At 71.6% G+C, this 24,800-nt stretch carries 21 protein-coding genes; 10 read left to right on the top strand and 11 right to left on the bottom strand.

Annotated features, from left to right (window positions below):
- Positions 1-207 precede the first annotated feature (207 nt).
- Complete coding sequence (gene valS / locus AC08OV_RS01540) at positions 208-2,847, top strand: valine--tRNA ligase (protein WP_476612882.1); 2,640 nt, start codon at positions 208-210, stop codon at positions 2,845-2,847.
- Positions 2,848-2,866: 19 nt separating this feature from the next.
- Here valS and AC08OV_RS01545 read toward each other — a convergent pair whose 3' ends face one another.
- The 3 genes from AC08OV_RS01545 to AC08OV_RS01555 form a co-directional block, all read right to left on the bottom strand.
- Entirely contained in the window at positions 2,867-4,249 is a 1,383-nt protein-coding gene (locus AC08OV_RS01545; RefSeq protein WP_476612881.1) for a nitrate/nitrite transporter, read from the bottom strand.
- A 202-nt stretch (positions 4,250-4,451) separates the two neighbouring features.
- Complete coding sequence (locus AC08OV_RS01550; RefSeq protein ID WP_476612880.1) at positions 4,452-4,970, bottom strand: gamma carbonic anhydrase family protein; 519 nt, start codon at positions 4,968-4,970, stop codon at positions 4,452-4,454.
- Between the two features lie 155 nt (positions 4,971-5,125).
- A complete protein-coding gene (locus tag AC08OV_RS01555) occupies positions 5,126-5,434 on the bottom strand; it encodes a DUF4235 domain-containing protein (RefSeq protein WP_476612879.1) in 309 nt (102 codons plus the stop codon).
- Between the two features lie 248 nt (positions 5,435-5,682).
- Between AC08OV_RS01555 and dut the strand changes: the two genes are divergently transcribed.
- The 4 genes from dut to AC08OV_RS01575 all read left to right on the top strand — a co-directional run bounded on the left by dut (position 5,683) and on the right by AC08OV_RS01575 (position 8,362).
- Positions 5,683-6,261: a dUTP diphosphatase gene (dut, locus tag AC08OV_RS01560; protein ID WP_476612878.1), complete on the top strand. Its 579-nt coding sequence runs from the start codon at positions 5,683-5,685 to the stop codon at positions 6,259-6,261.
- Positions 6,242-6,955, top strand: coding sequence for a DUF3710 domain-containing protein (locus AC08OV_RS01565; protein WP_476612877.1), 714 nt, complete (start codon positions 6,242-6,244; stop codon positions 6,953-6,955). The genes dut and AC08OV_RS01565 overlap by 20 nt, the downstream gene beginning before the upstream one ends.
- A 254-nt stretch (positions 6,956-7,209) precedes the next feature.
- Positions 7,210-7,596: an OB-fold nucleic acid binding domain-containing protein gene (locus AC08OV_RS01570; protein WP_462187663.1), complete on the top strand. Its 387-nt coding sequence runs from the start codon at positions 7,210-7,212 to the stop codon at positions 7,594-7,596.
- Positions 7,597-7,636: 40 nt separating this feature from the next.
- Positions 7,637-8,362: a DUF3159 domain-containing protein gene (locus AC08OV_RS01575; protein WP_476612876.1), complete on the top strand. Its 726-nt coding sequence runs from the start codon at positions 7,637-7,639 to the stop codon at positions 8,360-8,362.
- 44 nt (positions 8,363-8,406) lie between these two features.
- Here the strand turns inward: AC08OV_RS01575 and AC08OV_RS01580 are convergent, their stop codons facing one another.
- Positions 8,407-9,102: a potassium channel family protein gene (locus AC08OV_RS01580; RefSeq protein ID WP_462187661.1), complete on the bottom strand. Its 696-nt coding sequence runs from the start codon at positions 9,100-9,102 to the stop codon at positions 8,407-8,409.
- A 46-nt stretch (positions 9,103-9,148) separates the two neighbouring features.
- A complete protein-coding gene (locus AC08OV_RS01585) occupies positions 9,149-9,820 on the bottom strand; it encodes a potassium channel family protein (RefSeq protein WP_476612875.1) in 672 nt (223 codons plus the stop codon).
- A gap of 129 nt (positions 9,821-9,949) precedes the next feature.
- On the opposite strand from AC08OV_RS01585, the gene AC08OV_RS01590 reads away from it, so the two are divergent.
- From AC08OV_RS01590 to AC08OV_RS01610, 5 genes are all read left to right on the top strand, one after another.
- Positions 9,950-11,956, top strand: coding sequence for an APC family permease (locus AC08OV_RS01590; protein ID WP_476612874.1), 2,007 nt, complete (start codon positions 9,950-9,952; stop codon positions 11,954-11,956).
- The gene (locus tag AC08OV_RS01595; RefSeq protein ID WP_476612873.1) at positions 11,953-13,419 is read left to right on the top strand and encodes a class I SAM-dependent RNA methyltransferase; all 1,467 of its coding nucleotides are present in this window, start codon (positions 11,953-11,955) and stop codon (positions 13,417-13,419) included. Before AC08OV_RS01590 ends, AC08OV_RS01595 begins: the two co-directional genes overlap by 4 nt.
- A gap of 301 nt (positions 13,420-13,720) precedes the next feature.
- Entirely contained in the window at positions 13,721-15,688 is a 1,968-nt protein-coding gene (gene dxs, locus AC08OV_RS01600; RefSeq protein WP_476612872.1) for a 1-deoxy-D-xylulose-5-phosphate synthase, read from the top strand.
- A gap of 173 nt (positions 15,689-15,861) precedes the next feature.
- Complete coding sequence (locus tag AC08OV_RS01605) at positions 15,862-16,860, top strand: lysylphosphatidylglycerol synthase domain-containing protein (RefSeq protein WP_462187656.1); 999 nt, start codon at positions 15,862-15,864, stop codon at positions 16,858-16,860.
- Entirely contained in the window at positions 16,857-17,525 is a 669-nt protein-coding gene (locus tag AC08OV_RS01610) for a hypothetical protein (RefSeq protein ID WP_476619164.1), read from the top strand. The genes AC08OV_RS01605 and AC08OV_RS01610 overlap by 4 nt, the downstream gene beginning before the upstream one ends.
- 60 nt (positions 17,526-17,585) lie before the next feature.
- On the opposite strand, the gene AC08OV_RS01615 is transcribed toward AC08OV_RS01610, so the two are convergent.
- The 6 genes from AC08OV_RS01615 to AC08OV_RS01640 all read right to left on the bottom strand — a co-directional run bounded on the left by AC08OV_RS01615 (position 17,586) and on the right by AC08OV_RS01640 (position 24,663).
- Entirely contained in the window at positions 17,586-19,733 is a 2,148-nt protein-coding gene (locus AC08OV_RS01615; protein WP_476613838.1) for a 3-hydroxyacyl-CoA dehydrogenase NAD-binding domain-containing protein, read from the bottom strand.
- Positions 19,734-19,822: 89 nt separating this feature from the next.
- Complete coding sequence (locus tag AC08OV_RS01620) at positions 19,823-21,031, bottom strand: thiolase family protein (protein WP_476613839.1); 1,209 nt, start codon at positions 21,029-21,031, stop codon at positions 19,823-19,825.
- A 266-nt stretch (positions 21,032-21,297) separates the two neighbouring features.
- Positions 21,298-22,647, bottom strand: a complete 1,350-nt coding sequence (locus AC08OV_RS01625) for an HRDC domain-containing protein (RefSeq protein WP_476613840.1) — start codon at positions 22,645-22,647, stop codon at positions 21,298-21,300.
- A 173-nt stretch (positions 22,648-22,820) separates the two neighbouring features.
- Entirely contained in the window at positions 22,821-23,474 is a 654-nt protein-coding gene (locus AC08OV_RS01630; RefSeq protein WP_476613841.1) for a DUF3000 domain-containing protein, read from the bottom strand.
- A gap of 137 nt (positions 23,475-23,611) precedes the next feature.
- A complete protein-coding gene (locus AC08OV_RS01635) occupies positions 23,612-23,863 on the bottom strand; it encodes a hypothetical protein (RefSeq protein WP_476613842.1) in 252 nt (83 codons plus the stop codon).
- Positions 23,864-24,147: 284 nt separating this feature from the next.
- Complete coding sequence (locus tag AC08OV_RS01640; RefSeq protein ID WP_476613843.1) at positions 24,148-24,663, bottom strand: DUF3817 domain-containing protein; 516 nt, start codon at positions 24,661-24,663, stop codon at positions 24,148-24,150.
- Between the last annotated feature and the right edge of the window lie 137 nt (positions 24,664-24,800).

Consider the following 24,800-nt stretch of genomic DNA (forward strand, 5'->3'; position numbering starts at 1 on the left):
TTCAACGGTTCATCCTGCCAAGACGGCCGGTCGTGCACTCCCCGTGGAATGTGAGAGGCGTCACGTCCGTCGGCTGCTTCCGGTTCCCGTTCCCGGCTCCGGCTCCGGCCCAGGGGCGCGTGCCCGGGCCGGAACCTCGCCGGTCCGCCGACCGGGGGACCTCGGTGGTCGGTGACCACGATCGAGGCGCCCGTAGGATCGTTGCTTGTGGTCGCGACAGACGGTACGGAACGGTCCACCCGCGCGGTCCCGGCGAAGCCGAGCCTGGACGGCATCGAGGCGCGCTGGTCGACGGTATGGCAGGATGAGGGCACCTACGCGTTCGACCGGACGGTCGACCGCGGGCAGGTCTACTCCATCGACACCCCGCCGCCGACCGTCAGCGGTTCCCTGCACGTGGGGCACGTCTTCTCGTACACCCACACCGACCTGATCGCCCGCTACCAGCGGATGCGGGGTCGCGAGGTCTTCTACCCGATGGGCTTCGACGACAACGGGCTGCCGACCGAACGCCGGGTGCAGAACTACTTCGCTGTCCGCTGCGAGCCGTCGCTGCCTTACGACCCGGGTTTCACCCCGCCGGACAAGCCCGGTAAGGAGCAGATCCCGATCTCGCGACGCAACTTCGTCGAGCTCTGCGAGCGGCTGACCCTGGCGGACGAGAAGGGCTTCGAGCAGCTCTGGCGCCGGCTGGGGCTCTCCGTCGACTGGTCGCACACCTACGCAACGATCGACGCCCGGTCGCGGACCGTCGCGCAGCGGGCCTTCCTGCGCAACCTCGCTCGCGGTGAGGCTTATCTTGCCGAGGCCCCGACGCTGTGGGACGTCACCTTCCGCACCGCAGTGGCCCAGGCCGAGCTGGAGGACCGGGACCGCCCCGGCGCGTACCACACCCTGGCCTTCCCCCGGTCGGGCGTCTCCGCCCCGGGCGAGGGGCTGGACCCGGCGGACCCGATCGTCATCGAGACGACCCGTCCCGAGCTGCTGCCCGCCTGCGTCGCCCTGGTCGCCCATCCGGACGACCCGCGTTATCAGTCGTTGTTCGGCGCCACGGTGCGGACCCCGCTGTTCGACGTCGAGGTCCCGGTGGTCGCGCACCGGCTGGCCGACCCCGAGAAGGGATCCGGCATCGCGATGATCTGCACCTTCGGCGACCTCACCGACGTGACGTGGTGGCGCGAGCTGCGACTTCCGGCGCGTGCGGTGATCGGCCGTGACGGCCGGTTCATCCCGGACCCACCGGACGCCGTCACCTACGCGGCCGGCCGGGAGCGGTACGCCGAGCTCGCCGGAAAGACCGTGCACGGCGCCCGGGCGCGGATCGTCGAACTGCTCGCCGAGTCCGGCGCGCTGCTCGGCGAGCCGCGGCCGATCACCCATCCGGTCAAGTTCTACGAGAAGGGCGACCGGCCGCTGGAGATCGTGACGACCCGCCAGTGGTACCTCCGCAACGGCGGGCGGGACGAGCCGCTGCGGGCCGCGCTGCGTGGACGAGGCCAGGAGTTGCGCTGGTACCCGGACTACATGAAGGTCCGCTACGAGAACTGGGTCGACGGCCTCAACGGCGACTGGCTGATCAGCCGGCAGCGGTTCTTCGGCGTGCCGTTCCCGGTGTGGTACCCGCTGGACGCCGCCGGTGCGCCGCGGTATGACGCGCCGATCGTGCCCGACGAGGCGTCGCTGCCGGTCGACCCGTCCAGCGACGTCCCGCCCGGGTACACCGCCGAGCAGCGGGGCGTGCCCGGCGGGTTTGCCGCCGACCCCGACGTGATGGACACCTGGGCGACGTCCTCGCTCACCCCGCTGATCGCCAGTGGCTGGGAGCACGATACCGATCTGTTCTCCCGGGTCTTCCCGATGGACCTGCGCCCGCAGGCGCACGAGATCATCCGGACCTGGTTGTTCTCGACGGTGGTGCGCACCCACGCCGAGTTCGGCGTGCTGCCCTGGTCGAACGCGGCGATCTCCGGCTGGATCCTCGACCCGGACCGTAAGAAGATGTCGAAGTCCAAGGGCAACGTGGTGACCCCGATGGGCCTGCTCGAGGAGCACGGGTCGGACGCGGTCCGTTATTGGGCGGCGTCCGGGCGGCCGGGCACCGACACCGCCTTCGACGTCGGCCAGATGAAGAACGGCCGCCGGCTCGCCATCAAGATTCTCAACGCCAGCCGGTTCGTGCTCGGTCTCGCCGTGACTCCCGACACCGTGACCCCCGACGCCGTGGTCTCCGACGCCGGGGCGGCCCCCGCCCCGGCCAGTGAACCGCTGGACCGGGCCCTGCTGGCCGCCTTGGCCGACGTGGTCGACACCGCCACCGCGGCCTTCGACGGCTACGACTACGCCCGGGCCCTCGAGGTCACTGAGTCGTTCTTCTGGCGGTTCTGTGACGACTACGTCGAGCTCGTGAAGGGCCGGGCGTACGGCTCCTCCGGGGCGGCGGGCGCGGCCTCCGCGCACACCACGCTCTCGGTGGCCCTGTCGGCGTTGCTCCGGCTGTTCGCCCCGGTCCTGCCGTTCGTCACCGAGGAGGTCTGGTCCTGGTGGCGTCCTGGTTCGGTGCACCGGGCGAGCTGGCCGGACGCCGCCGAGATCCGCAAGCTCGCCGAGGGCGCCCGCGCGGAGCTCCTCGGTGCCGTCGGGGCGGCGCTGTCCGGTGTCCGCCGGGCCAAGTCCGAGGCGAAGGTGTCGCAGAAGGCCGAGGTCGCGAGCGTCCTGATCAGCGGCGAGGCCGACCTCGTCGCCCTCGTCGAGTCGGTGGCCGCGGACCTGCGCAGCGCCGGCAGCATCCGGGAGCTCACGCTGAGCCCGACCGGCGGCGAGATCGCCGTCGCCGTCGAACTGGCCTGAACACAGGGCACAGACGGGATCAGATGCCGGCGAGGCGCTTGGCGGACGGCCGCAGATACACGAACCAGGTCACCACGAAGCACAGCGCGTAGAAGGCGATGAAGGAGATGTACGCCGCGTCGCCGGTCCGGTAGCTCAGGAACGACTGCCGGAAGGCCAGGTTCACCAGCACCCCGCCGAACGCGCCGATCGCGCCGGCCAGGCCGATGAGGGCTCCGGACAGCCGCCGGGCCGAGTGCTGCGCCGCGACCGGGTCGCCACCGGCGTCGATGGTGGTCTGCGCCTTCGCCTGGAAGATCGCCGGGATCATCTTGTACGTTGACCCGTTCCCGACACCACTGAAGACGAACAGCGCGATGAACCCGACCAGGAACAGGGGAAGCGACTCCGTCAGCGAGGCGACGAGCACGATCGCGGCTGCGGCCGCCATCGCCACGAAGTTGGCGAAGGTGACCTTCGCTCCGCCGACGCGGTCCGCCAGGATGCCGCCGACCGGGCGGATCAGTGAGCCGAGCAGCGGACCGAGGAAGGTCAGGTAGGCGGCCTTGATCGGGGTGCTGAACTGGTCGTGGAACTGCACCTGGAGCACCTGGCCGAACGCGAAGCCGAACCCGATGAACGACCCGAACGTGCCGATGTAGAGCAGCGACATCACCCAGGTGTGACCGTCACGGGCGACGTCGCGCATCGCGCCCCGGTCGTTCTTCGCGCTCGACAGGTTGTCCATGAACAGCGCCGCGCCGAGCGTCACCAGGACGATCAGCGGTATGTAGACGGCAAGGACGACCCGGGGGTGGTCCTTGCCGGCGGTGGCGAGGACGAGCAGGCCGACAAGCTGGATCGCGGCCACCCCCAGGTTTCCGCCGCCGGCGTTCAGTCCCAGGGCCCAGCCCTTCAGCCGCTCCGGATAGTAGGCGTTGATGTTGGTCATCGAGGAGGCGAAGTTGCCGCCTCCGACCCCCGCGACCGCGGCGACGATCAGCAGGGTGGGGTAGGAGACGCCGGGAGAGAGAACGACGGCCGCGAGGATCGTCGGCACGAGGAGCACCGCCGCGCTGAAGATGGTCCAGTTACGCCCCCCGAACCGGGCGACGGCGAAGGTGTAGGGGATCCGCAGCACACAGCCGACGAGCGCGGGCAGCGAGGTCAGCAGGAACTTGCCGGCCGGGTCGATGTGGTAGGCCGGTCCGAGGAACAGGACCGTCACCGCCCACAACGACCAGATCGAGAACCCGACGTGTTCGGCCAGGATCGAGAAGATCAGGTTTCGGCGGGCGATGCGGGAACCGCCGTTGTTCCAGAAAGTGCGGTCCTCGGGCCGCCAGTCGTCGATCCAGCGGCCGCGTCGGGACGGACCGGTCACGGTGCCGGTAGTCGGGACGCCTTCCAGCGTGGCGCTCATAGATGATCCTCCGAGGTGCGGGTGATGCCACGACGGTAGAAATGCGCCGTTACGTGGCGCGGCGTCGGCTGTGACACTCTCTGAGACATCTGCTCACCTGGGCGGGGACCCGACGGTGAGACCTCGGGCGCACCGGCCGTCGGGCCGTCGGCGGATCCGCCGGGAGGCCGGGCGAGGCGTGGGTGGCCTGGCGGTCGACCGGTCAGTCGATCCGGCGTAGCTGCTCGCGGTAGCGCTTGCCGTTCGCCACGTAGATCGCGGCCCCGGCGGCGAGGGCACCCGGGGCGACGGAATCCGGCAGGATCTTCGCCGGCACGCCGAGCGCCCTCGCGCCCGGCGGCACGACCGTGCCGCCCACGACGACCGCGCCCGCGCCGACCAGCGCGCCCCGGCCGATCCGGGCCCGGTGGAGCACCACCGAACCGGAACCGACCAGGGCGCCGTCCTCGACGACGCAACCCTCCAGATGAGCCAGATGCCCGACCGTGCAGTCGTCACCCACCACCGTGGTGAGTTCCTCGGTAGCGTGGATCACCGTGCCGTCCTGGATGGACGTGCGGGCGCCGATCTCGATCGTCCCGTAGTCGCCACGCAGCACCGCGCCCGGCCACACCGTGGACTCGGGCCCGATCGTCACCGTGCCGATGACCGTCGCGTCCGGATGGACGTAGGCCGTGGGATCGATGGTGGGGACGGCGTCCCCCAGGGCGTACACGGCCATCCGAGCCTCCCGCTGATCGTGACGCCGCCGATCCGGACGGCGCACCGGTGGATCCCATCGTGCCCGGAAAGGAGCAGCCGGGTGCCCCGGAGAGCCGCTCGTGGCCGGCCGCTCATCAGTGCTCGCCGGTCACGCGTTCAGTCCTCGGATGCCGTTCAGTCCTCGGAGAAGGAGGTCTTCGGGTGGAGCATGCCGGGCGGTGGTGAACCCGTCGCCCGGGCCCATCCGCGCGCGGCCGCGCGCTCGGCCGCCAACCGGCCGATCCCGATCGCGAGACCCGAGATCGCCGCCCAGGCGACGGCCTCCGTCCAGGCGGTGTCCGGGTCCGCCGGGTTGGCCGGCGGGTCGGACTTGCGCACCTTGCGGTACAGGGCGCTCACGACTCGGCTCGCGGCCATGCCCGCGAGCGCGGTCGCCCCTCCGCCGACGATCTTCCATCCCAGCTTTGACGCTGCTTTCGTCACCCCGCACCTCTCGTTCCTCGGCGAGGACCATGCCGGTCCGCCCGCCCCCTGCTTACCCCGACCGGCCTGCTTAGCCCCTCGGATCGTCTTAGCCTCTCGGATCATCTGCTATCCGATCACGCCGGGATACGCCCGCCGGAGTCCGGGGCTCGCTGCGGCCCGTCGGACCGGCAGGCCGATGGCGGTACGAGGGCCATGGCCTAGCGTGGGGGTCACGCCCGGACCGGGCACCCTCGACCAGGAGAGCCATGACCGCCACCGATCCGACGACGCCCACCGCCCCGCCTCCCGCGTCCGCGGTGCCACTCGCCGTACAGCCCGCGCCCGCCGTACCGGGTCGGGTGGAGATCCTCGTCCGCCGGTCGGACCGCGAGCTGGCGCTGCCGGCGTACGCCCAGCCGTCGGACGCGGGGGCGGACCTGGTGACGGCCCAGGATGTGACGCTCGGCCCGGGGGAGCGGGCGACGGTCGGAACCGGCCTGAGCATCGCCCTGCCGGCCGGGTACGCGGCGTTCGTCCATCCGCGCAGTGGCCTGGCCGCGCGGCACGGCCTGTCCGTGGTCAACGCCCCGGGAACGGTGGACGCCGGTTACCGTGGAGAAATTAAAGTCATTCTGATCAATACCGACCGATCTGACATGATCACCCTACGTCGGGGCGACCGGATCGCCCAGCTGGTCGTGCAGCGCGTGGAGCACGCCGTGTTCCGGGAGGTCGATGAGCTGCCGGCCTCGGTGCGCGGAAGCGGCGGGTTCGGCTCCACAGGGGGTTTCGGGTCCGCCGGGGGGGCAGGAAAGGAGACCACCGGTGTTCGGGCGAGGGCGTAGGGAGTTCGACCGTCGCGAGGCCTCCGAGGTGGACGTCCCCGAGAAGGTCACCTCGCGGGGCTCGTCGGAGCCCGACGGTCCCTACGACATCGCGCAGGCACCCGATGACGACGTGCATCGCCTCGATCTCGGGTCGTTGCGGATTCCAGCGCTCGACGGCATGCAGGTGCAGTTCCAGGTCGAGGAGTCGACCGGCAAGCCGCTGACGGTGCTGGTGACCGACGGGCGCAGCGCGATGGAGCTCTCCGTCTTCGCGGCGCCGAAGAGCCGGGGCCTCTGGGACGAGGTACGGGCCGAGATTCTGGAGACCATTCAGGGGGGCGGTGGGTCGGAGGCAGACGGTCGCTACGGCCCCGAACTGCGGATGAGGTTGCCGACCGGGCGACCGGGCGAGACCGTGCCGGGTCGCATGATCGGTGTGGACGGTCCGCGCTGGTTCCTGCGGGCGGTGGTGACCGGCGCGGCCGGACAGGATCCGGCGGCCGGCCCCCTCCTGGACGCCGCGTTGCGCAATCTGATCATTTCTCGTGGTGACGGCGCGATGCCGGTGCGGGATCCGTTGCCCCTGAGGCTGCCGAAAGAGGTCACTGATCACCCCGATCACCCCGCTGGTTCCGGCGGACCGGTCGCCTCGGCGGCCAGCGGACGGCCCGAGATGCCCGTGCGCGGTGCGCGTATAGCCGAGATCCGCTGACCGCCCTGTGCCCGGGGTCCCCGCATTGCGCCGAAGGCCCCCGATGGCTCCCGGAGGAGGATCGCCGGAGGTGATTCGACGGAGACCCCGTGCGGCGCCCTGTGCCCGGGGTCCCCGCATTGCGCCGAAGGCGCCATGCGGGGCGGGCACATTGAGCGCCGGTCATGCGTTGCATTGGACGTGTTGAACGTGTTGGACGTGCTCGAGCAGCAGTTGCTTGCGCCGAGTCGCCGACGAGCCGGATCGGAGGAGCGGTGGGCGAGTCACGCGGCTGGTTGGGGCGCAAGCTCCACAGACTGACAGCAGGGACGAGCGAGCTCGACGCCGAGGACCTCCAGGCGGCCTCGGCGGCGGCGGGCGCCGCCCCGATGAGCGGCTGTCGTGACCGGGACGAGATCTGCGTCGCGGGTACCATCCAGGCCGTGACGGTACGTGCGCGTTCGGGTGCACCGACCCTGGAGGTCGACATCTACGACGGCAGCGGCACCGTCACGTTGGTCTTCCTCGGCCGCCGGGACATCCCGGGCCTGCGGGCTGGCGCGTCGGTCAAGGCTTCCGGGCGCGTTACCGTGCAGGAGAACCGTCCGATCATCTTCAACCCGCGTTACGAACTACTCCCCGTTCCGTCGGCGAGCGCCTAGGTCGGCGGGTCCGCCCAACCCGACGGGATCTTAACCAGACATGCCACGTACGCCATCTCCCGACACGCCTCCGATGACGATGTCCGAGGCCATCGGCGGCCCACGGGGGATCATTGACAGCTCCGTGCCCACCGTGGCGTTTGTGACGGTGAACGCCGAGGCCGGACTGACCGCCGGCATTGCGGTCGCCATTGCCACGGCGGCCGCTCTGCTGGTGCTGCGCATCGTGCGCCGTGAGCCGACCCAGCAGACCTTTTCGGGGTTGTTCGCCGTGGCGATCGCTGCATTCGTGGCCTCTCGCACCGGGAACGCGAAGGGGTTCTTCCTGCCCAGCATCGCGAAGAACGCGCTCTGGGGGGTGGTGGCCCTGCTGTCGATCGTCCTGCGCCGGCCGGTGACGGGGTATCTCATGGCCGGTCTGGACAGCCGCTATGCGAACTGGCAGCGGGTGCCCCGCCAGCGGCGGGCCGCGGTGTGGGCGACGGTCGTCTGGATCGCCGTGTTCGGTGTGCGGTTCGTCGTGCAGGGGGTGCTCTACCTCGCCGACGAGCCCGGCTGGCTGGCCGCGGCCAACATCGCCCTGGGACTTCCGTTGTTCGGTGTCGCGGTGTTGGCCAGCTTCGCCATCGTCCGCCGGATCGCACCGCTGCCCCCCGCCGCCACCGACCCGACGGTCGTGGACGGCGAGGTGCTGGACGGCGAGGTGCTGGCCGGGGACGCCCCGCGCGGCGAGCTCCCGCGCGGAGAGCGGCGGCCTGCCGGCTGACGGCCTCCGCATCGCCAGCCTGTCGCGCGTCAGCCTGTCGCGCGTCAGCCCGGCGTGCCCGCGCCTGCCGGCGCTTGACCGAGCAGCACGGCGAGCTTCTCCTCGGCCTCGGCGTTCGTCGTGACCGCGAGAACCTCGTCGCCGTCTTCCAGGGTGGCGTCGGGCGAGGGAATGACCGCCCGTCCGTCACGCAGGATCACCACCAGGGCGCTGTCCGCCGGCAGGGCGATCTCGCTGAGCCGCTGGCCGATCACTGGCGCGTTCTCGGCCAGCGTCAGCTCGACGAGGGATGCATCGCTCTGCCGGAACCGCATCAGCTGGACGAGGTCGCCGACGCTGACGGCCTCCTCGACCAGAGCCGTGAGCAGGCGCGGCGCGGACACCGCCACGTCCACCCCCCACGACTCGGTGAACAGCCATTCGTTCTTGGGATGGTTGACCCGCGCCACGACCCGGGGCACGCCGAACTCGGTCTTCGCGAGCAGCGAGACGACGAGGTTCACCTTGTCGTCCCCGGTGGCGGCCACCAGGACGGTGTACTCGTTCAGCCCGGCCGCGTCGAGCTGGGACAGCTCGCAGGCGTCCGCGAGCAGCCACCGGGCCTCCGGTAGCGCGTCGGTCCGGATCTTCTGCGGATCCCGCTCGATGATGAGCACCTCGGAGCCGTTCTCCAGCAGTTCGGCGGCGATGGACCGGCCGACCTTGCCCGCTCCCGCGATCACCACCCGGCGCACGCTCATCGCTTCTCCTCCTCGCGCGGCATCGTCTGCCTGGATCTGCCCGGAGCTACCCGGCGCCCTCGCCGTCCGGCCCGGTGCGCAGCACCGTGTCCGCCTTGGATGCGTGCGCCTTCGTCACCGCCACGTGCACGACGTCACCGTCCTGGACGAGGGTGCGGGCGTCGGGCAGGACACCCTCGCCGAACCGGGTCACGCAGACCACCCGTACCCCGGCGGACTCCTCCAGCTCCCGGATCCGGCAGCCCACCCAGGCGGGTCCTGGTGGGATCGCGGCCAGCAGCACCGAGCCCGACGGATCGGACCACTGCGGCGTGACAGCGTCGGGCAGGAGCCGGCCGAGGATCTGGTCCCGGGTCCAGCGCACCGTGGCGACGGTGGGGATACCGAGCCGCTCGTAGACCTCGGCCCGGCGGGGATCGTAGATCCGCGCGACGACCCGCTCGACCCCGAACATCTCGCGGGCCACCCGGGCGGCGATGATGTTTGAGTTGTCCCCGCTGGAGACGGCGGCGAACGCGGCGGCCCGCTCGATGCCCGCCTCGATGAGGGTGTCGCGGTCGAAGCCTATCCCGGTGACCCGCAAACCGGTGAAATCGTGCGGTAGCCGCCCGAACGCGGCGGGGTTCTGGTCGATGATCGCTACTGAGTGGCCGAACCGTTCGACGCTGCGGGCAAGCGCGGAGCCGACTCGGCCGCAGCCGAGGATCACGACATGCACAAGGGTTCAGGGTAGTCCGATCCGGCCTGACCGGCGCAGGTCACGTGGCCGGATCTCCGGATACGGAGCATCTGTGTGCCACGCCACACTGATGCTGAACTGCGTGGCTGGCGTCGGTAGCATCGCCGCGTGGCGCTCACGGATCGCCTCAAGCGCGGTTTCGTCGGTCGACCGATCGGGAGCGACCGGCTTGGGGAGACACTGCTCCCCAAACGGATCGCCTTGCCCGTCTTCGCGAGCGATGCCCTTTCCTCGGTGTCGTACGCGACCGAGGAGATCCTGCTTGTCCTGTCACTCGGCGGGCTGGCCTTCTACCACTACTCGCCCTGGCTCGCTGGAGCCGTCGCCATCCTGATGCTGACGGTGGTGGCGTCCTACCGGCAGAACGTGCACGCCTACCCGAGTGGCGGCGGCGACTACGAGGTCGTCTCGGTCAACCTGGGCTCGCGGGCCGGCCTGCTGGTGGCCAGTTCCCTGCTGGTTGACTACGTCCTCACGGTCGCGGTGTCGGTGTCGGCCGGTGTCGCGAACCTGACGTCGGCCGTCACCGGGCTCGCCGCGCACAAGGTGCTCCTCGCGGTCGTCATCGTGATCCTATTGACGATAATGAACCTGCGTGGGGTGCGCGAGTCCGGCACGGCGTTCGCCATCCCGACCTACGGCTTCGTGCTCGGCATCTTCGTAATGATCGTCACCGGGCTGGTCCAGGCGGCCGTCGGTCATCCGCCGCGGGCCGAGAGCGCCGGATACCAGGTGGTCGCCGAACACGACTACGCGGGATTGGCCCTGGTGTTCCTGGTGCTGCGGGCGTTCGCCTCGGGATGCACGGCGCTCACCGGGGTCGAGGCGATCAGTAACGGGGTGCCCGCGTTCCGGAAGCCCAAGAGCCGCAACGCCGCGACCACCCTGCTGATGCTGGGGTTCATTGCAGTCACGATGTTCGGCGGCGTCACCGCGCTGGCTCTGATCTCCGACGTGCATGTCGCCGAGCACACCGGGGACCTGATCGGCGCCAGTGGTGAGCAGCCGACCGTGATCGCCCAGGTCGCCGCCGCCGTCTTCGGGGACGGATCGCCCGGCTTCGGCTACATCGCCGTCGTCACCGCTCTCATCCTGATGCTGGCGGCGAACACCGCCTTCAACGGCTTCCCGGTGCTGGGTTCGATCCTTGCCCGCGACGGCTACCTGCCGCGTCAGCTATACACCCGCGGCGACCGACTGGCCTACTCCAACGGGATCGTGCTGCTCGCCGGCTTCGCGATCATGCTGATCATCGTGTTCGACGCGCAGGTCACTGCCCTGATCCAGCTCTACATCCTCGGGGTCTTCATCTCGTTCACCCTCAGCCAGACCGGGATGGTGCGGCACTGGGCGCGCATCCTGCGCTCGGACGACCCGGCTGCGTCCGATCCGGCCGCCCGTCGGCGGATCCGTCGGTCTCAGGCGATCAACTTCTTCGGCGCCTGTCTCACCGGCACCGTGCTGATCATCGTGCTGGTCACGAAGTTCACCCACGGTGCCTGGATCGTCTGTCTGGCTATCCCGATCATCTTTCTCGGGATGCGGGGGATCAGGGCTCACTACGACCGGGTCGCGGTCGAACTCACCCCGGAACCCGGGCCGCCGACCCTGCCCTCCCGGATCCACGCCGTCGTCCTCGTCAGTAAGATCCATGCCCCGACGCTGCGGGCCCTGGCCTACGCCAAGGCGTCGCGGCCGCACAGCCTCGTCGCGGTCACGGTCGCCGTCGACCAGGCGGAGGCCGATCGGCTCCGCAAGGCGTGGGCGGAGCGAGGGATCACCGTCGATCTCGTGGTGCTGGCCTCCCCCTACCGGGAGGTGACCCGCCCGGTGCTGGACTACGTTGCCCGGATCAGGCGGGAGAGCCCACGGGACGTCGTCGCCGTCTACGTCCCCGAGTACGTCGTCGGTCACTGGTGGGAGCATCTCCTGCACAATCAGAGCGCGCTGCGGCTCAAGGCCCGGCTTCTCTTCCAGCCCGGCGTCATGGTCACCAGCGTGCCCTGGCAGCTCGCCTCGTCCAGGCTGGCCGAGCAGCGGCTCGAGCGGACCGGGGCGGGCGCGGTGCGACAGGGCCGGGCCACGCTTCCCGGCCCGTCGGAGCGGAAGCGGTGAGTCGACAGCGCCGGCCCGCGCGATCGCGCGTCTCCGGGGACACCGCACGGCAGGCCCGCGCCCCAGGGATCGCGGTCGGCTCGCTGCTCGACCTCGACGTTGGGCCGGTGGCCCACGGCGGCTTCTGCGTCGCCCGCTCGGGCGGTCGGGTGGTGTTCGTCCGCCATGCCCTGCCCGGCGAACGGGTCCGTGCCCGAGTTACCGACGCCTCCCACGAGCGGTACTGGCGGGCGGACGCGGTCGCCATCCTGACGCCCTCGCCGGACCGAGTGGTCGCGCCCTGCCCGCACGCCGGCCCAGGGTTGTGCGGGGGGTGCGACTGGCAGCATGCCGGCCTCGCGGCGCAGCGGCGCGGCAAGGCCGAGGTCGTGGCCGACGCCCTTCGGCGGTTCGGTGGCCTCGACGCCCGGGTCAGCCCCGCGCACGCCGGGTCCGGCCTCGGGACGGCGGCCGAGGCCGGACCCGGCGCCGAGCCGGCGCTGGAGGTGCTGGTCGAGGCGGTGCCCGTCAGCGGCCCGGAGCGGCTGACCGGATCCGACCGGTCCGGTGGCGTCGACGACGGACTGGCGTGGCGGACCCGGATGCGCTTCGCGGTGACGGCCGGCGGCGAGGTCGGGCTGCGGGCGAGCCGCTCGCACGAGGTGGTGGCGACGCCGGACTGCCGCATTGCCCACCCCCTCGTCCTCGCGGCGCTCGCCGGCCGGCGGTTCCCCGGGGCCGACGCCGTCGAGGTCGCGGTCAGCCCGGCGACCGGGCAGGTGGCCGTGGCGGTGCATCCCGCCGGCGCCGGGACGGTCGTCGACGACGGGCGCGTCGGGACCGGCGAGGACCCCGGGGAGGCCGGAGTCCCTGGGGAGGTCGTCGAGGTGGTGGGGGAGCGGAGGTTCCGGCTCGGGCTGGAGGTGTTCTGGCAGGTCCATCCGGCGGCTCCCGGCGTGCTGGTGGACGCGGTCCGCGGGGCTCTGCGTCCCCGAGCCGGGGAGACCGCGCTCGACCTGTATGCCGGGACGGGCCTGTTCGCGGCGTTCCTCGCGGAGGATGTCGGCGCCGCTGGCCGCGTCATCGCACTGGAGTCCGACGCCGCGTCGGTCGCGGCCGCGGCGAACAACCTCGCCGATCTGCCATGGGTCTCGCTGCGGGCGTTGCGGGTGACACCGGCTACCATCCGCGGGGTGCTCGGTACGGGCGGGCCGGCCGGCCGGGTCGATCTCGCGGTGCTCGACCCGCCGCGCACCGGGGCGGGCCCGGCGGTGGTGGCCGCGCTGCTCGCCCATCGCCCCCGCGCGGTCGCCTACGTCGCCTGTGATCCCGTCGCATTGGGTCGGGACCTCGCTGCCGCGGCAGCCGTGGGCTACGATCTCGTCGCGTTGCGCGCCTTCGACCTGTTCCCGATGACCGCCCACGTCGAGTGTGTGGCACTGCTCGAGCCGCGAGGCGCGGACCGGAGTCCGCACCTGGTGTGATTGTGCCGGTACCAGAAGTGTCGCCGGAATGGCGTGGACTCCACTTCCGGCCGCTTCTGGCACGACCTGGTCGTCCCGGCGTGTCGCCCGCGCGCCACGCCGACAGAGTGTGTGCATCCGCGTACTCGGATCCGGACCAATAGTGGACAACCGGGGAGGTGGATTCTACCGCGATCAGGCCTATTGCCTGACGGTCTACGAGGAACTCACATGTCGGGTGCCCGTCTGCAAGGGACCAGGCGGGCTGCGTAGACTTTGCCGGACCCGGACCGATCCCCTTTCGGGAGAGGGAGTTCACGCCGTGTCGCTTCTGTCCACGATCAGTAGTCCGCAGGACGTCAAGCGCCTCGACCACGAGGAGCTCGGCACCCTGGCGGCCGAGATCCGTGATTTCCTCATTCACGCAGTCGCGCGTACGGGAGGTCACCTCGGGCCGAATCTGGGGGCTGTCGAGCTGACGTTGGCAATACATCGTGTGTTTGATTCGCCATTCGACCGCATCCTTTGGGACACCGGCCATCAGTCCTATGTGCACAAGATTCTGACCGGCCGGGCGGACGATTTCTCCGGGCTGCGCCAGAGGGGTGGCCTTTCCGGCTACCCCAGCCGGGCCGAGTCCGAGCACGACATCATCGAGAACTCGCACGCCTCGACCGCCCTGTCCTACGCCGACGGGCTGTCGCGTGCCTACGCGCTGCGTGGTGAGGGCCGGGCCGTCGTCGCCGTCGTCGGTGACGGTGCCCTGACCGGCGGGATGTGCTGGGAGGCGCTGAACAACATCGCCGCCGACGACCGGCCCGTCGTCATCGTCGTCAACGACAACGGCCGGTCCTACGCACCGACGATCGGCGGCCTCGCCGACCACCTCGCCGCGCTGCGGCTGGCGCCCGAGTACGAGCAGGTCCTCGACGTCGTCAAGCAGGTCCTCGGCCGCACCCCGCTGGTCGGCCCCCCGCTGTTCGACGCGCTGCACGGCATCAAGAAGGGCATCAAGGACGTCGTCCAGCCGCAGGGCATGTTCGAGGACCTCGGCCTGAAGTACGTCGGCCCGGTCGACGGCCACGACGTCGTCGCGGTCGAGTCGGCCCTGCGCCGGGCTCGGGACTTCGGCGGGCCCGTCATCGTCCACTGCGTGACCCGCAAGGGCTTCGGCTACCCGCCGGCGGAGCAGGACGACGCCGACAACTTCCACGGCGTCGGCATCATCGACCCGGCGACCGGTAAGCCGGTGTCGACGTCGAAGACCATCAGCTGGACGAGCATCTTCTCGGGCGAGATCGTGCAGATCGGTTCCGAGCGGCCCGACGTCGTCACGCTGACCGCCGCGATGCTCCAGCCGGTCGGTCTCGGCGCCTTCGCCAAGGCCTACCCGGACCGGGTGTTCGACGTCGGTATCGCCGAGCAGCACGCCGTCACCTCGGCCGCCGGGCTCGCGATGGGTGGGCTCAAGCCCGTCGTGTGTCTCTACGCCACGTTCCTCAACCGCGCGTTCGATCAGGTCCTGATGGACGTCGCCCTGCACCGCCAGCCCGTGACGTTCGTGCTCGACCGGGCCGGTATCACCGGGGAGGACGGGGCGTCGCACAATGGCATGTGGGACCTGTCGTTCCTGCAGGTTGTCCCGGGGCTCGCGATCGCCGCCCCGCGGGACGCGCCGACCCTGCGGGCGGAGCTGCGCGAGGCCGTGGGTAACACCGACGGCCCGACCGTCGTGCGCTTCCCCAAGGGCAAGGTCGCCGCGGACGTGCCGGCGATTGACACGGTCGGCGGGGTGGACGTGCTCTACCGTTCGCCGAAGGTGGCCCAGCGCCGCGAGGTGCTGCTGGTCTCCATCGGCGCGATGGCCGCGACCTGCCTGGAGATCGCGGAGCGGGTCGCGAGCCAGGGCATCGGCATCACCGTCGTCGACCCGCGGTGGGTCAAGCCACTGGACCCGGCACTGATCGATCTTGCCCGCGCCCACGACCTCGTCGTCACCGTCGAGGACAACGGCCGGGTCGGCGGGGTCGGGGCTGCGCTGGCCCAGTTGCTGCGCGACGCCGACGTCGACGTGCCCCTGCGGGACTTCGGCATCGCCCAGCGCTTCCTCGACCACGGCAAGCGGGACGAGGTCATGGCCGAGGTCGGGCTTGCCCCGCAGGACCTCGCCCGCAAGGTCGTCGAGGCCGTCGCGAAGCGCCAGCCGGCCATCGAGGACGACCCGGCCTCGCCCGGCGAAGCGGCCCCGGCGGGCGAGCGGGCCGGCGAGGCCATCGGCGACCAGCGTTGATCCCCGGCGCCCTGATCCCCGGCGCCCTGACTCGGGTGCCCTGATCCCGAACGCACCCGGGTATCGCCCGGTCACCGGGGTTCGGCGGGCGAGGACCCGCCACCGTGTCGGGACCCGCCACCGTGTCGGGGCCCGGCACGATGGCGGCCCGACCGCCGTCCTAGGCTGACCAGGTGGGTGAGCACACCGTGTCGGCGCGCCGGGGCGCCGCCTCCCGCCGCCGGGCTGGGCGCGGCCCACGCTGGTGGGCCATGCGTGGTGCGCTCTTGGTGGCCCTCGGGCTGCTGGTTCTCGCCCTGGTCAGCCAGTGGAACGAGATCGAGGAGTCCGTCCGCTCGCTCACCGTGGGCGGCGTGGTGGCCTCGGGTGTGGTCACCGTGCTTGCCGTCGGTACCACCGTGCTGTCCTGGCGGGCGTTGCTGGGAGGGCTGGGTGCCGCGCTTCCCCTGCGGGCCGCCGTGCGGATCTTCTTCGTCGGGCAGATCGGCAAGTACATCCCGGGCAGCGTGTGGCCGGTGCTCGCGCAGATGGAGCTCTCCCGTGACCACGGCGTCTCCCGGTCGAAGGCGGCTTCGGCGAGCCTGGTCGTATTGGCGCTCGCGGTGCCGAGCGGGGGGCTCGCCGCGGCGGTCACCCTGCCGTTCGTCTCCGCGCAGGCGCTCGCCGACTACTGGTGGGCGCTGGCGGTCGTGCCCGTCTTCGTCGTCGTGCTCTGCCCGCCGGTGCTGTCCCGCCTGCTGGCGCTGGCGTTCCGGCTGCTGCGCCGCCCACCGTTGACCGAACCGCTGCCCCCGCGGGCCGTCGCCGCCGGAGCCGGCTGGTTGCTGCTCAGCTTCTGCTGCTACGGGGTGGCGACCTGGCTGCTCGTCCGGGATCTGCATCCGGCGGTCGGCGGCGGCCGGCTGTTGCTGCTCTCCCTCGGGGCCTATGCCCTGGCCTGGACCGCCGGATTCCTGGTACTGGTGCTGCCCGCCGGGGCGGGGGTGCGGGAGGCGGTGCTGGTACTGGCGCTGGCCCCGGCGGTCGCCAGTGGGCCGGCGACCCTGGTCGCGCTGGTGGCGCGGCTTCTCGCCACGATCGCCGACCTGGTCTGGGCGCTCGTCGGTGTCGCCCTGCGGCAGCGGGGTGCTCGGCTGTCGTGTACTGATGATGTGGTGCAGGAGCGAATGTGAGGAAGTGGGAGGAGGGTGGGGGGGTGCACCATGAGCCGCAACGGCCACCCTGGTGGCCCCCGCCTCCACCCGTCCCGCCGACCTCGTGGGGCGGCCCCGGGTGGCCGGGCGGGCCGCCGGCGCCCCGCCGTAGCCGGGCCCGGTGGCTGATTCCGCTCGTCCTCGTGCTCGCCCTCCTGGCCGGCGCGGGCGGGACAGGCCTGTTCCTGTTCTTCCGCTCCGCCGACGGCCCTGCCGACGCCGTCCGCGCCTACCTGACGGAGGTCAGCGACTCGCGCTACGAGGCCGCTTACGCCCGCCTCTGCCCATCGGTCCAGGAACGCCGCCCGGCGTCCGAGTTCGCCATCATCATGCGGGCTCTGGACGATGTCCAGGGCGGTATCGCCTCGTTCGCCGTGCGGGGAGTGCAGATCCACCGGTCCGTGGGTTCCCCGACGGTCCGGGAGGTTCAGGTCGACGTCCGGCGCGGCAGCGCCTCGGCGAGTCACGAGACGTACCAGGTGGGAAAGGAATCCGGAAGCTACTGCCTGCTGGCGCCCGGCGCCCCGTTCTCCTTGGACCCGTCGCTGCCCCCGGATCTTCAGCCGCCGGGCCCGTTCGGTGATTTCCCCGGCGATGGCCGGCGTGGCGGTAGCGACGACGAGCCACCGGTCCGCACGGCCTGACCCTCTTCGCCAGCCTGAGGTGAGACACCCATGTACTGAGTGCCGGTATTTCGGATTGGGTCAGCGCAGGGTGGCGATGCCTGGCGGGGTGAAGCGCTGCCCGGTGACGGCCTCGCTGATGCCGGTACGGTCCAGGTAGGGCGTGATGCCGCCGAGGTGGAACGGCCAGCCGGCGCCGAGGATCATGCACAGGTCGATGTCGGCGGCCTCCGCGACGATCTTCTCGGTCAGCATCAGGTGGATCTCCTCGGCGAGCGCCCGCAACGCCGCCTCGCGTACCTCGTCCCCGGTCAGCGGGGTGGCGGCCGGGGACGGCGTGGAGATGAGCGCGGCGGCGTCCGGGTCGACGGTCTGGACGCCGTCCGGGCCCGTGGTGTAGACGCCGCTCCGGCCCGCCTCGACCAGCCGGGCGAGAGCCGCCGGCCGCCGGAACCGGTCCGGGAATGCCGCGTGCAGCGTCTCCGCGACATGCAGGGCGACCGGCGGCCCGACGAGGGCGAGCAGGGTCATCGGGGACATCGGCAGCCCCAGCGGATCGAGGGCGTGGTCGGCCTCCTCGAGCGGCGTACCGCCTTCCGTCGCGCCGAGCACCTCCCCGAGGAACCGGGTCAGCAGCCGGTTGACGACGAACGCCGGGGCATCGGCGACCAGGACCGCGTTCTTCTTCAGGTTCTTCGCCACGGCCAGCGTCGTCGCGATGGTGGCGTCGTCGCTGCGGGCAGCGCGGACCACCTCGACCAGGGGGAGGACCGACACCGGATTGAAGAAGTGCAGCCCGGCGACCCGTTCGGGATGATCGAGCCCAGCGGCCATCTCGGTGACCGACAGCGCCGAGGTGTTCGTCAGGAGCACGGCCGTGGGCGCTACGACGGCTTCGAGCTCCGCGAGCACGGTCCGCTTGACGGCCAGGTCCTCGAAGACGGCCTCGATGACGAGGTCCACGTCCGCGAAGCCGTCCTTGGTCAGGGATCCGGTGACGTTCGCCTTGTAGCGGTTCGCCTGGTCGGGGGTGATGCGGTGGCGCAGCAGAAGGTTGTCGATCTCCTGGTGGACCCCCGCGACCCCGGCGTCGAGCCGGGCCTGGTCGATGTCGGTGAGCACCACCGGCACCTCGAGCCGGTGCGCGAACACGAGGGCGAGCTGGCTTGCCATGAGGCCGGCGCCGACCACCCCGACCTTCGTCACGGGCCGGGCCAGCGCCGGGTCCGGCCCGCCCACCGGCCGCTTCGCCCGCTTCTGCACGAGGTCGAAGGAGTACAGGCTGGCGGCGAGCTCGTCGCTGACGGACAGATCGGCGAGGGCCTCGGTCTCGGCCGCGTACCCGGTGGCGCGGTCGGCGGTCTCGGCGAGCGCGAGGAGGTCCAACGCCCGGTAGGCGGCCGGCGCGGCCCCGTGCAGCTTCGCGTCGGCGAGCGCCCGGCCCCGTGCGATCGCCTCCGCCCAGGCCGCCCCCCGCTCGACCGGCGCGCGGGCGGCCACCGGGTCGACCTCGCCGCGCAGCACCCGGCCCACCCAGCGCAGCGCCTCCGCCAGGAAGTCCGCCGGCTCCAGCAGCACGTCCCCGAGACCTAGCTCGAACGCCTGCCGGCCGCGCAGCATGCGGTTCTGGCTGAGCGCGTTGCCGATGATGACGGACACCGCCCGTTCGGCGCCGATGAGGTTGGGCAGCAGCTGGGTGCCGCCCCAGCCCGGGACGAGGCCGAGGAAGACCTCTGGGAAGGCGAGTGCGGGAATGCCGGCGGACAGCGCCCGGTAGTCGCAGTGCAGGGCCAGCTCCAGCCCGCCGCCCAGCGCCGCCCCGTTGACGAGGGCGAAGGTCGGGACCTTCCGGTCACCCAGGCGACCCTCACCCACCCGGGCGAAGGCCTCGTGCCCGAGGCGGCCGAGCGCCGCGAGCGATGGGCGGATCTGCTCCGGGTCGGTGAGCGACGAGCGGAAGGACAGGTCCGCACCCACGCTGAAGATGAACGGCTTGCCGGTGACGGCGATCGCGGCGATCGGCGGGTCGTGCGCCTCGATCTCGTCGACGGCGGCGAGCAGGGACCGCAGGCCGGCTGGGCCGAAGGTGTTCGGCCGGGTGTGGTCATGACCGTTGTCGAGGGTGATCAGGGCGACGGGCCCGGCCACCCCGGGCAGCCGCGCGTAACGGGCGTGGGCGGCCGTGACGACCTCGTCCGGCAAGGACAGGGTCACCTCGTCGATGGTCATGGATCTCCCCTCGGTTCCGCCGCGGGCCCGGTCGTGTCGGACGGGTCGTCCCGGGTCGGTCGTCGTGCCTGCTCAGTCGTCGTGCCTGCTCAGTTGGCCGCGGCGTGGTGCGGGTTCGCCCAGATCGTGGTGGCGCCCATGCCGAGACCCACGCACATCGCCGTCATGCCGTAGCGCACCTCGGGATGCTCGGCGAACTGCCGGGCGAGCTGGGTCATCAGGCGCACCCCGCTGGACGCCAGCGGGTGACCGAACGCGATGGCCCCGCCGTACGGGTTGACCCGGGGATCGTCCTCGGCGATGCCGAAGTGGTCGAGGAAGGCCAGGACCTGCACGGCGAAGGCCTCGTTCAGCTCGAACAGGCCGATGTCGTCGATGGTCAGGCCGGTACGGGCCAGCGCCTTCTCCGTCGACGGGATCGGCCCGACGCCCATCACCTCGGGGGGGACTCCGGCGAACGCGAAACCCACCAGGCTCATCTTCGCCGACAGGCCCAGCTCGGCCGCCACCTCGGCGGCGGCGAGCAGGCAGCCGGTGGCGCCGTCGTTGAGCCCGGCGGAGTTGCCCGCGGTCACCCGCCCGTGCGGCCGGAACGGCGTGCGCAGCCCGGCGAGCCCCGCCTGCGTGGTGTCCGGTCGCGGCGGCTCGTCGGCAGTGACGAACTCCCAGCCCGTCTCGACGTGCCGGGCAGCCACCGGGACGAGGTCGGGCTGGATCTGACCGTTCGCGTACGCCTTGGCGACCTTCTCCTGGGAGGCCAGAGCGAAGGCGTCCGCCCGCGACCTGGTGATCTTGGGGTACCGGTCGTGCAGGTTCTCGGCGGTCGAGCCCATCACCAGCGCGGAGGTGTCCACGAGCCGTTCGGCGACGAACCGGGGGTTGATGTCGGCGCTTTCGCCCATCGGGTGGCGGCCCATGTGTTCCACCCCGCCGGCCATGGCCACGTCGTAGGCGCCGACGGCGATCGACGAGGCCGTCGTGGTCACCGCCGTGACGGCGCCTGCGCACATCCGGTCGATTGCGAAGCCCGGCACCGTTTCCGGCAACCCGGACAGGATGGCGGCGACCCGGCCGATGGTCAGGCCCTGATCGCCGATCTGGGTGGTGGCCGCGATCGCCACCTCGTCGATCCGCTCAGGGGGGAGGGAGGGATTGCGCCGCAGCAGCTCCCGGACCACCCGCACGATCAGATCGTCGGCACGGGTCTCGGCGTAGACGCCCTTGGCCTTCCCGAACGGGGTTCGGACCCCGTCGACGAACACGACGTCGCGTACGAAGTTTCTGGATGATCCGAACACGGGACCTCCCGACCCGCGGCCGCCACCGACCGCCGGTTCGTCGCCGTCGAACGTCGGCTGTTGTCCGGAACCCGGTTCCAGGGCCCGGACAGCCAGCCGGCACCGGCGCGGATACCGCCGGCACGGCTAGCCTACGGCAGCGGTTACCAGCCGGTAGACATCTCGGAGCCATGGATGCCCCAGGTGCCCGGGGAGGCCGATGTCGTGGGATGCCAATGTCGTGATGCGCCGGTCCGTCCCTGGCCCACGACCCGCAGATCCGGCCGTCAGCCCGCCGGCTCGGCTGTCGGTTCGGCCGGTGCTGTCGGTTCGGCCGGTGCTGTCGGTTCGGTCGGCGGCTCGGCGAGGACGGTGAGCAGGGGAGCGGCCGTCAGCTCGATCTGCCAGGGGCGTGCCCCGCCGGCCCGCAGCGCCCCGGCGACGGCCGTGTCCGTCAGGGGATTCGGCGGGGACCAGGCGAGCCGCCGGGACAACGCGGGCTCGAGGAGGTTTTCCACCGGCATCGTGTGGGTGGCGGCGAGGGCGGCCAGCGCGGCCCGTACCCGGGCCAGCCGCGACGCGGCCACCGGGTCGCGCTCGGCCCAGCGGTTGGGCGGCGGCAGACCGTCGCCGCCCGGTCCGGCCGGGGCGGGCAGCTCTTCCTCGGGTAGCGCGGCGGCGCTACGCAGGGCGTCGAGCCAGACGTTCGCGGTGCGGCGGATCCGTGGTCCGGAGAAGATGGGCAGTCGGACCAGCGCGGCCGCGTCGGTGGGGGCGTTCAGCACGGCGTCCATGATCGCGCTGTCCGGGAGGACGCGACCCGGCGCGACGTCACGGGTACGAGCGAGCCGGTCCCGGGCGGTCCACATCGCCCGGACCGCCGCGAGCTGGCGGCGGGACCGGGCGCGGTGGATCCCGCTCGTCCGGCGCCACGGCTCGGCCCGTGGCTCGCGTGGCGGGGCCGTGACGATCGCGGCGAACTCCTGCCGGGCAAATTTGATCTTGTTTTGTTCGATCAGCTCCGCCTCGAGCGCGTCGCGCAACTCCACCAGCAGCTCGACGTCGAGTGCCGCGTAGCGCAGCCACGGCTCGGGAAGCGGGCGGGTCGACCAGTCCGCGGCCGAATGGCCCTTCTCCAGCCCGTAGCCCAGCACCCGTTCGACCATCATCCCCAGCCCGACCCGTTCGTAGCCCAGCAACCGGCCGGCGAGCTCCGTGTCGAACAGCAGACTCGGCCGCAGACCGAGCTCGGACAGGCACGGAAGGTCCTGGCTGGCGGCGTGCAGCACCCATTCGACCCCGTCCACCGCGTCCTGGATGACGCTCAGATCCTCGAGCGCGATCGGATCGAGGAGCAGCGAGCCCGTGCCCCGCCGTCGGATCTGGACGAGGTAGGCCCGCTGGCTGTACCGGTAACCGGACGCGCGTTCGGCGTCGAACGCGACCGGCCCGACGCCGGCCGCGAGGCGTTCCGCCGCCGCGGCGAGTTCTGCGGTGTCGACGATGACGGGGGGTACCCCGTCCGCAGGGGTGAGCAGCGGGATGGGCTCATGGGCACCAGTGCTGGACTGTACCTCCACCTCTGCGCTGACACCCCCGCTGACCCGCTGTGTTGATTCAGGAACCGTCGACGTCACGATCAGTGATCGTACGTCTGAATCCTGGCAGAGGTAGCCGTGTCCTACAGCGAATCGCGTTATTTATACGCTTTGTAACGACTCGGTAATGGGAGGTGCGCGCGGTGGAGGATCGGCCGCGGCGCGCGGTGGGTGGTGCGGTGCTGTCCGTCCGGCGGGCCGGTGTGACGCGGTCAACCCCGGCGGGTTGGTAGTGCGATGACTCCGGACAGTTGTGGGGGAAGGCCGGCCATGGCCGCGAGCAGGTCGCCGAACGCGAGCAGGTGGGCGGCCGTCGCCGAGGCGCTCCAGGGCGGCTGGCCCTGCGCGCCCGGCCCTGCGGGGCCGAGGTCGGATGCGAGGGTGGTCTCCGCCCAGTCGGGTGACCAGGAGCAGCGCAGCTCCACGGCGAAGCTGTCCCCGTCGGCCGCGAGCACGCCGAAGCGTTGTGACGCGGTGGCCGTGACCGTGCCGCCCAGGGCGCGCACGCCCGCGCCGTGCGCCTCCAACGATTCCCGCAGCCACGACCAGGCGACCTCGGCAAGCAGGGGATCGCCGGCGATCTCCCGGTCGATGCTCGCGCGGGCGTAGCAGACGATGCGGGCCGTGCCCTGCCAGGCCGGCTGTCCCTGAGGATCCATGAGCAGGATGAGCCGGCCGGCCGCGGTGTCGGCCTCGTCCCCGGTCAGCCCACCGGCCAGAGCGAAGGAGAACGGCGCGACCCGGGTGGGCGCCGCCACCTCGTGCACCGCCACCTCCGGGCGCAGCCGCGCGATCCCCGCGCGCAGGGCGTTGGTGACCGCGAGGAAGATCGGAGGGCTCGCCTCGGATGACTGCGCGACCCCCATGACGGCAACGGTAGGACGTCGGTCTTGATCATGCTGGCCGGACGTCGGAGCGTACGGTTTCGGTCCCGTTGCGTGCGGGCGGGAACCGGTGAGCCGGTGTCCGGAGTACCCCGGCTGAGGGGCGGAACTGTGCAGGCTCACGCCGGGATCCGCGCGGCGGCACGATCGCGGCCGCGGAGATCCCGGACTGCGGGGGTCTCGCGCGCGGGCCTCGGCCGGGCCGTCGGCCGCTCCGCGGGGGCCGGCCCGACCAGCACCGCGGCGCCACAGGAGGTGCAGGCCCACTCCGGGCAGTCGTCACCGTGCCCGTCGGAGCACGGGGGTTGTTCGAAGATGCGCTCGTCGCCGCATGCGATGCAGACGAGAACGATGTGATCCTCGGCGCTCATCCGGACCCGTTCCACTCGACCACCACTCCCCGCGCACGTCTGCCCGTGATGCGTCCCGTTGGATCGTGGTGGGCGCATAACCACGGATCGCGCGCCACTCGCCACGGCCGGCGGGAGGGGGAACGCGGGATGACGCGCACCCTCTACCCCAATTCCGACCGGACTGACGGTGCCACGGGACGGGCGGATGTCCGTGCATTCTCTCCGGCGTGTCGCGTGAGCCCGTCTCGGGGCGGTGCGGGGCGGATCGCCCGGTCTGTGGGCCGGTGGGGCCGGGCCTCGGCTCAGCCCGCCTGGCCGGCCGGCTTCGAGGTGGGACGTGCCGGCTCTGCGTCGCCCAGCCGGGCGGCGTCGCCGCGCAGCCAGTGCCGCTCGACGAAGAACGGGGCGACGGGCAGCACCGCGGCGATCAGCGCGAGCACGGTCCGCTTACGGCGCCAGCGCCCGACCACCGAGAGGTAGCCGATGAGGGCGCAATAGATGAGGAAGAGCACGCCATGGACCGGGCCGAGGATCCGCACGCCGATCGGGTAGTCGGCACCGTATTTGATCGCGGTCGCGACGAGCAGCAAGAGGAAGGACGACGCCTCGGCGAGCGAGACGATGCGGGCCAGGGCAAGGGGCTGGGAGGCGCCGCTCGGGGCACGACCGGTCATCGGTGACTCCTCGTCGTAGCAGATGGCGTCGTAGGGGATGGCGTCGTAGCGGATGACACCGAGGTGTTCCACTGTCCGGGTGCCCTGGAGTGCCGGGACCCGGGACGCGCCGTGGCATGCCACGGCGACCGCGGGATTCGTCACGTCCGATCGTTCGTCCCCGTCCGCCGGCGCGGCCTCGACGGACGGGAGCGCCCGGCACCGGCCGGACCTGGAAGTTCTTCTACCCAGAGTAGAAGATAGCGGATGTGCAACGTTCCGGTTGGTACTCCCCGGTCCTC

This window comes from Frankia sp. CeTa3Moorea (genome assembly GCF_978021225.1).

Coding starts and splice junctions, on each gene's coding strand:
- AC08OV_RS01550 (WP_476612880.1), bottom strand. CDS start 4,970: ATGGCCGTGTACGCCCTGGGGGACGCCGTCCCCACCATCGATCCCACG.
- dut (WP_476612878.1), top strand. CDS start 5,683: ATGACCGCCACCGATCCGACGACGCCCACCGCCCCGCCTCCCGCGTCC.
- AC08OV_RS01615 (WP_476613838.1), bottom strand. CDS start 19,733: ATGACCATCGACGAGGTGACCCTGTCCTTGCCGGACGAGGTCGTCACG.
- AC08OV_RS01630 (WP_476613841.1), bottom strand. CDS start 23,474: ATGGGGGTCGCGCAGTCATCCGAGGCGAGCCCTCCGATCTTCCTCGCG.
- AC08OV_RS01580 (WP_462187661.1), bottom strand. CDS start 9,102: ATGAGCGTGCGCCGGGTGGTGATCGCGGGAGCGGGCAAGGTCGGCCGG.
- AC08OV_RS01635 (WP_476613842.1), bottom strand. CDS start 23,863: ATGAGCGCCGAGGATCACATCGTTCTCGTCTGCATCGCATGCGGCGAC.
- AC08OV_RS01575 (WP_476612876.1), top strand. CDS start 7,637: ATGCCACGTACGCCATCTCCCGACACGCCTCCGATGACGATGTCCGAG.
- AC08OV_RS01545 (WP_476612881.1), bottom strand. CDS start 4,249: ATGAGCGCCACGCTGGAAGGCGTCCCGACTACCGGCACCGTGACCGGT.